Below are 7,420 nucleotides of genomic sequence, written 5' to 3' on the forward strand. Positions count from 1 at the left end.
CCGGGGGAGAAAACGGCGGACGGGAGCGCCGTGAGCACATCACCGATCCCGGCGCACGCCCAGCACACCAAGCTTCAACCGACCCGCGGTGTCGGGCCCTTCGGCCAAGGCCGGTTCGCACGGTTCGCAAGGGGAGACCGGTACACCGCCTGAGTCCTGGAGAAGGCGAGGACTTGAGCATGGGATCCACATCGGAATTCAGCCGGCGCGATCTGGTCAAGCGGACCGCGGCGCTCGGACTGATCGCGGTGCCGTCGATGAGTGTGCTGACCGCGTGTGCCACCGGTGGCGGTGGTGACGACAGCAACAGCGGTACGGACAAGGGGAATCAGGGAAAGGCGTCGGAGAAGAATCCGCTCGGCGTCAAGAACGGTGCCCCGCTCGACGCGTTCATCTTCAAGGGCGGCCTCGGCGACCAGTACGCCAAGGACGCCGAGGCCGACTACAAGTCCGCGTACGGCGCCGACGTCCAGCACACCGGCACCCAGCAGATCGGCCCCAAGCTCCAGCCCCGCTTCGCCGGCGGCAATCCGCCGGACGTCATCGACAATTCCGGCGCCGACCACCTGGACATGAACAAGCTCTCCTCGCAAGGGCAGTTGCTCGATCTGACCCCGCTGCTCGACGCCCCGTCGCTGGACGACCCCAAGAAGAAGATCAGGGACGTCCTCTATCCGAGCACCATCGAAAAGGGCAAGCACAAGGACGCCTTCGACGTTCTCTATTACGCCTTCACCGTCTACGGCACCTGGTATTCGCAGAAGCTGCTCAAGGACAAGGGCTGGACCTATCCGAAGTCCCTCGATGACATGATCAAGCTCTGCGAGGAGATCAAGAAGGCGGGCATCGCGCCCTGGACCTATCCGGGCAAGTACCCGTACTACGTCCACTTCAATATCTTCCCGCAGATCGCCAAGATCGGCGGCCTGGACCGGTGGATCGCGATCGACAACCTGGAGCCCAACGCCTGGACCTCCAGCGACGCGGTCAAGCAGGTCATCGGGCACTACGAGGAGCTGGCCGCCAAGGGGTACTTCCTCGCGGGCAGCCAGGGGCTGACCCATATCCAGGCGCAGACCTCCTGGACCAAGGGCAAGGCCGTCTTCATCCCCAACGGCTCCTGGGTGGAGAACGAGGCGACCCCGACCACCCCGAAGGACTTCGACATGGCCGTCGGCGCCCTCTTCGACGGCGGGTCCGGCGACAAGATGCCGCACGGCGCGGTGCGCGCGGAGCCGAGCGAGCCGTTCATCGTCGCCAAGGGCGGCAAGAACCCGGCCGGCGGCATGGAGCTGCTGCGCATCATGCTGTCGAAGAAGCACGCGCAGAACTTCGCGCAGAAGGTCCACTCGCTGACCAGCAACACCCAGGGCGCCGAAGGGGCTTCGCTCTCCCCGGGCCTGGCCTCCGCCGCGAAGGCGGTCAAGGACGCGGGCGGTACGCAGAACCTGCTGATGATCCAGCTGCAGGAGTGGTACCCCAAGCTGACGGACGAGAAGATGGGCGGCCTCACCAGCCAGCTGCTCACCGGCGACCTCAAGGCCGCCGAGTGGATCAGGAAGACGCAGCAGTACGCGGACGAGACCGCCAAGGACGGCTCCGTCACCAAGTTCCACCGGTCGGCCTGACGGCTTTCGGCGGCCGGGTTCGGCGGTCGGATTCAGCGGTCAGGGTCAGCGGTCAGGGTCGGCGGTTGCGGAGGAAGGGCCGGGAGGCGGCATGCGGCACGGCAAGTACCGGTTCATCGCGGGGTTCCTGGCCCTGCCACTGGCGATCTACGCCATCTTTGTGATCTCGCCGTTCGTCCAGGCGTTCCAGATCGCGATGACCGACTGGAGCGGGCTCAAGGGCGCGGCCAAGTACACCGGATTCCACAACTACGACAAGCTCCTGCACAGCGACGAGTTCTGGAACGCGCTCAAGCACAACGTCATCATGCTGGTGCTGGTGCCGGTCGTGACCCTGGCGCTCGGGCTGTTCTTCGCCTTCATGCTCAACGCGGGCGGCAGGGCGCGCCGGGGTGCGGTGATCACGGGGGTGCGGGGGACGAGGTTCTATAAATTCGTCTTCTTCTTCCCCCAGGTCATCTCCATCACCATCATCTCGGTGATCTGGTTCAACATCTACAATCCGGACCCCTCGGACGGCATGCTCAACTCCCTGCTGGGGGCCGTGGGTCTGGATTCCCTGCAGAGCGCCTGGCTGGGCGAGAAGAGCCTCGCCCTGGCCTGCATCATGGTCGTGATGGTCTGGGCGAACGTCGGTTTCTACGTGGTCCTGTTCTCGGCGGCCATGGCCTCCATTCCACGCGATATCTACGAGGCGGCGCTGCTGGACGGCGCGGGCCGCGCGCACACCTTCTTCCGGATCACGCTTCCGCTGCTGTGGGACACCGTGCAGACCGGCTGGGTCTACATGGGCATCATCGCGATGGACGCGTTCGCGCTCGTGCAGATCATGTCCGTGAACATGGGCGGCCCGGACGGGGCGACGGACGTGGTGCCGCTGCGGCTCTACCAAACCGCCTTCCGGGACAGCCAATTCGGCTATGCATCGGCCATGGGCATCGCCATGCTCATCGTGACCCTGCTGTTCGCCGTGCTCACCATGCGTTTCGCGCGTCGTGAGCGGATCGAGTTCTAGCGGATCGAGTTCTAGGGGTACGGACGGATGACGACGGAAGCGGGCGCGGTGCCCGCGGAGGACGCCGAGGGCGCGGCCCCGGCGGAGCGGCGGGGCGGCCGGGGCGTGGACCGCGGCAGGGCCGAGGGTGCGGTGCTGAATGTCTTCTCGCACGGCATTCTCGTCGTCTGGGCGCTCATGGTGGGGCTGCCGCTGCTCTGGGTGCTGTGGAGCTCCTTCAAGAGCAGCGGCGACATCCTCGGCTCGCCGTGGTCGCTGCCGCGCTCGTTGCACTTCGAGAACTGGGCGCACGCCTGGGACCGGGCCAACATCGGCCGGTATTTCCTCAACACCATCATCGTGGTGGGCTGTTCGGTCGTCGGCACCATGGTGCTCGGCTCGATGGCGGGCTATGTGCTGGCCCGCTATTCCTTCCCCGGCAACCGCTTCGTCTACTACCTCTTCGTGGCCGGGATGTCCTTCCCGGTCTTCATGCTCGTCATTCCGCTGTTCTTCGTGCTGCGGGACTTTCCCGGTGTCCAATTGCTGGCGACGTATCCCGGGCTGATCCTGGTCTACATCGCGTTCTCGCTGCCGTTCACGGTGTTCTTCATGACGGCCTTCTTCCGTACCCTGCCGACCTCGGTCGCCGAGGCCGCGATGATCGACGGCGCCTCGCACACCCGGACCTTCTTCCAGGTGATGCTCCCGATGGCCAAGCCGGGCCTGATCAGCATCGGCATTTTCAATTTCCTGGGTCAGTGGAACCAATATCTCCTGCCCATGGTGCTCAACCAGAACGAGCACAAGTACGTGCTGACACAGGGCCTCGCCCAGATCGCCCTCCAGCAGGGCTACGACGGCGACTGGGGCGGACTGATGGCGGGCATGGTGATCGCCATGCTGCCGGTGCTCATCGTCTATGTGATCTTCCAGCGCCAGGTGCAGGCGGGCCTGACGGCGGGCGCGCTGAAGTAGCCGTGCGCGAGGGGCGCGGCCGGGGCACCGGGCCGGGGGTCAGCGGAGCGTGAACCACACCGCCTTGCCGGTCCCCTGCGCGGCCGGGCGGACGCCCCAGGACCGGGCGCAGCTGTCGACCAGGCCGATCCCGCGGCCCGATTCGTCCTCGCGGCCCGCGCCGAGCCGCACGGGCACCTCGGGGCTGGTGTCGTGCACATCGACGCGCAGGGTGCGGGAGCGACAGCTGAGGTCCACGGTCACCGGTGACTTGGTGTGCACCACGCCATTGGTGACCAGCTCCGTCACCAGCAGACAGGCGTTGTCGGCGAGGTCGGGTCTGCCGTGCCGCTGCAGCGCGTGCCGGAGCGAGCCGCGGACGACGCCGATCATCCAGGGCTGGGCGGGGATGCGGAGTGTGTACCACCAGTCGGCGGTGGCCAGTTGAGGGTCCTCGCACATTGTGGCTCCGTTCGGGAGGTGGGATTCAACAGTGAAGGGGATCGACCGCGAGTGCATAAATTCGGTGGGCTTTCGTCCCTGTGAGTGACTGTGCTCACCGGGTGGGCGCAGGCAGACTCTCTGCCCAAAGGAAGGGAGGATTGTCATGCCGCAGAAGCCCCCAACTATCCGCCAGAAACGCCTCGGTGCGGAGCTGCGCAGGCTCCGCGAAGCCGCGGGTATGTCGGGAGAGGACGCCGCGGAGGCGCTGGAGTGCGGACAGGCCAAGATCAGCCGCATCGAGACCGGCACCAATGGGATTCGCCCGTTCGAGCTACGCGGTCTGCTGAAGGCTTATGGGGTGACCGATCCCGCGCTCGTCGACTCCCTGGTGGAACTGGCCCGGGAAGGCCGCCGCCAGGGCTGGTGGAACCACTACGTGAGCTCCTTTCCCGGCATCGCCGATCTCGCGCACCTGGAGTCGAAGGCGGTCTCCGTCCAGGCGTGGCAGACCGTGCTCGTCCCCGGACTCCTCCAGACGCCCGCATACATGCGCGCGCTGTTCAGGGGCGGCAGGCACGGTTACGACGACGCCGAGGCCGACCGCTGTGTGGCGGCCCGTACGACCCGGCAGTCCGTGCTCGACAAACCGGACGCTCCCGAGCTCACCGCCGTGGTGTACGAGGCGGCGCTGCGCTGCCCGGTCGGCGGGCCCGGGGTGATGCGGGGCCAGCTGGAGCACCTCGCGGACCTCGCCGGGAGCGGGCGGGCGCGGATCCAGGTGCTGCCGTTCGACGCGGGGGTGCACGGAGGGCTCGACGGCCCCTTCGTGATCTACGGCCTGCTCGCGTCCGGCATGGACGTGGTGATGACGGACGGCCTCGCGGCCGCCTCCCACCTGGACCGGGACGAGGACGTCCGGCACTTCCGGTCGCTCTTCGAGGCACTGCGCGCCCTCGCGCTCACCCCGGCCGCCTCCCTGGACCTGATCAGGCGGCTGGCGGTGGCGGCGTGACCGCCCCGCGCCCCGCCCCGTCCGGCGCCGCGGTCCGGTGGCAGCGCTCCCGGTTCTCCGGCAGCGGCGGCGGCAACGAGTGCCTGGAGGCCGCCGGGGGACCGGACGGGCGGCTCTGCTTCCGCGAGAGCGACCGGTCGCGGACCGTGCTGACCCCCTCGCCGGGCGCCTGGGCGGCCCTGCTGCGGGCCGTGAGATCCGGGCTCCTCGACCCCGCGCGGCCCGCCCGCCCCCCGCGCCCGGGGGCTCGATAGGGTTCAGGGCCTTGACGGGAGTTACCCCGGGCGGCTCAGCTTAGAGTTCATATGTTGTACGGATGGCTGGGCCCCAGTGCTGTGGCCCGGCGGTGGGACGGCGGTCGTGCCGTCCTCGGCGAGGCGGGAGTGAATGGGCGTGGAGACTCCGGGGTCGCAGTCGTCGCTGCACCGGGCCAACCTGGAGCGGGTCGTGCGGGCGGTGCGCATGGCGGGCTCGCTCACCCAGGCGGAGATCGCCCGCGCCACCGGGCTGTCCGCGGCCACGGTCTCCAACATCGTGCGGGAACTGAAGGACGGCGGCACGGTCGAGGTCACCCCGACGTCCTCCGGCGGGCGCCGGGCCCGCAGTGTCTCCCTGTCCGGTGACGCCGGGATCGTCGTCGGCGTCGACTTCGGGCACACCCACCTCCGGGTGGCCATCGGCAACCTCGCGCACCGGGTGCTCGCGGAGGACGCCGAGCCCCTCGACGTGGACGCCTCCGCGGCCCAGGGGCTGGACCGCGCCGAACACCTGGTCAAGCGGCTGATCACGGAAGCGGGGATCAACCCCGCCAAGATCGTCGGGGTGGGCCTGGGCGTACCGGGGCCGATCGACGTGGGGTCCGGGACGCTCGGCTCGACCGCGATCCTGCCGGGCTGGGCGGGCACCAACCCCCGCGACGACCTCGCCGCGCGGCTGAACGTGCCCGTCCACGTCGACAACGACGCCAACCTGGGCGCCCTCGGCGAGCTCGTCTGGGGCGCGGGCCGGGGCGCCACCGACCTCGCGTACATCAAGGTCGCCAGCGGGGTGGGCGCCGGACTGGTGATCAACGGCCAGATCTACCGCGGCCCCGGCGGCACCGCGGGCGAGATCGGGCACATCACCCTGGACGAGGCCGGGCCGGTCTGCCGCTGCGGCAACCGCGGCTGCCTGGAGACCTTCACCGCCGCCCGCTACGTCCTGCCGCTGCTCCATTCGGCCCACGGCACCGATCTGACCGTGCCGCGCATGGTGGAGCTCGCGCGCGCCGGCGACCCGGGCTGCCGACGGGTGATCGCCGACGTCGGCCGGCACATCGGCAGCGGCGTCGCGAACCTCTGCAACCTCCTCAACCCCAGCCGGGTGGTGCTCGGCGGCGACCTCGCGGACTCCGGCGAGCTGGTGCTCGGGCCGATCCGGGAATCCGTCGCCCGGTACGCGATCCCCAGCGCGGCACGGCAGTTGGAGGTGGTGCCCGGTGCGCTGGGCGGCCGCTCCGAGGTGCTGGGGGCGCTCGCGCTCGTACTGAGCGAGATGGGCGACTCGACGCTGCTGGACGAATTCCGGCCGACCGACACGCCAGTGCTCGCCTGACGGCCGTCACGGTTCCACGACGGTGCCGTCGCCGTTCCCGCTTGTGTTTACGCAGGTAACGAATGGCATCGTTGCCATCTCGTTAAGGATTTACTTCTTGACGCCCCCTTGGCCGCCGAGTTGACTTCCAGCCACCTCGGCCGCAACGACGCGGCCTCGTCAGGGAGGTAATGCAGTGAACACGCATCTGCGGCGTGCCGCCGTAGCCGTGGCGGCCGTCTCGATGGCAGCGGGTCTCGCCGCCTGCGGCAGCGCCAAGGAAGCCGGCGGCGGGGACAAGAAGAAGGACAAGAAGGCCTCGCTGACCATCGGCCTCCTTCTGCCCGAGAACCAGACCGCCCGCTACGAGCGGTTCGACAAGCCGCTGATCGAGAAGAAGATCAAGGAACTCGCGGGCACGGACACCACCGTCCTCTACGAGAATGCCAAGCAGGACGCGTCGGTCCAGCAGCAGCAGGTCGACACGATGATCACCAAGAAGGTCGACGCGCTGATCATCGACGCGGTGGACGCGAAGTCGATAGCGAGTTCGGTGAAGAAGGCGACCGACAAGGGGATTCCCGTCGTCGCGTACGACCGTCTGGCAGAAGGCCCCATCAAGGCGTACACCTCGGTGGACAACGAGCGTGTCGGGAAGATCCAGGGCGAGTCGCTGCTCAAGGAGCTCGGCGATAACGCCTCCAAGGGCGAGATCGTCATGATGAACGGTTCCGTCACCGATCCCAACGCCAAGATGTACAAGGACGGCGCGCACTCCGTGCTCGACGGCAAGGTGAAGATCGGCAAGGAGTA

8 protein-coding genes are annotated in these 7,420 nt (G+C 68.2%); 7 read left to right on the forward strand and 1 reads right to left on the reverse strand.

From position 1 onward, the window contains the following. The first annotated feature begins 179 nt into the window (after positions 1–179). From ngcE to ACWD4A_RS29545, 3 genes are all read left to right on the forward strand, one after another. The gene (gene ngcE, locus ACWD4A_RS29535) at positions 180–1,628 is read left to right on the forward strand and encodes an N-acetylglucosamine/diacetylchitobiose ABC transporter substrate-binding protein (RefSeq protein WP_451198598.1); all 1,449 of its coding nucleotides are present in this window, start codon (positions 180–182) and stop codon (positions 1,626–1,628) included. Positions 1,629–1,719: 91 nt separating this feature from the next. Beyond that, complete coding sequence (locus ACWD4A_RS29540) at positions 1,720–2,643, forward strand: carbohydrate ABC transporter permease (RefSeq protein WP_451198599.1); 924 nt, start codon at positions 1,720–1,722, stop codon at positions 2,641–2,643. Positions 2,644–2,670: 27 nt separating this feature from the next. Beyond that, the gene (locus tag ACWD4A_RS29545) at positions 2,671–3,600 is read left to right on the forward strand and encodes a carbohydrate ABC transporter permease (protein WP_451198601.1); all 930 of its coding nucleotides are present in this window, start codon (positions 2,671–2,673) and stop codon (positions 3,598–3,600) included. A gap of 39 nt (positions 3,601–3,639) precedes the next feature. Here ACWD4A_RS29545 and ACWD4A_RS29550 read toward each other — a convergent pair whose 3' ends face one another. Beyond that, a complete protein-coding gene (locus ACWD4A_RS29550; protein WP_451198603.1) occupies positions 3,640–4,041 on the reverse strand; it encodes an ATP-binding protein in 402 nt (133 codons plus the stop codon). Between the two features lie 145 nt (positions 4,042–4,186). Between ACWD4A_RS29550 and ACWD4A_RS29555 the strand changes: the two genes are divergently transcribed. The 4 genes from ACWD4A_RS29555 to ACWD4A_RS29570 all read left to right on the forward strand — a co-directional run. Further along, positions 4,187–5,035 (forward strand): helix-turn-helix domain-containing protein, encoded by an 849-nt coding sequence (locus ACWD4A_RS29555; protein ID WP_451198604.1) that lies wholly within the window; start codon positions 4,187–4,189, stop codon positions 5,033–5,035. Further along, positions 5,032–5,289, forward strand: a complete 258-nt coding sequence (locus tag ACWD4A_RS29560) for a DUF397 domain-containing protein (protein WP_451198606.1) — start codon at positions 5,032–5,034, stop codon at positions 5,287–5,289. Before ACWD4A_RS29555 ends, ACWD4A_RS29560 begins: the two co-directional genes overlap by 4 nt. 139 nt (positions 5,290–5,428) lie before the next feature. Further along, a complete protein-coding gene (locus ACWD4A_RS29565; protein WP_451198610.1) occupies positions 5,429–6,628 on the forward strand; it encodes an ROK family transcriptional regulator in 1,200 nt (399 codons plus the stop codon). 175 nt (positions 6,629–6,803) lie between these two features. After that, on the forward strand, positions 6,804–7,420 hold a 617-nt coding region (locus ACWD4A_RS29570; protein ID WP_451198608.1), incomplete at its 3' end, for a substrate-binding domain-containing protein.

The sequence above is a fragment of the Streptomyces sp. NPDC002537 genome (assembly GCF_053594975.1).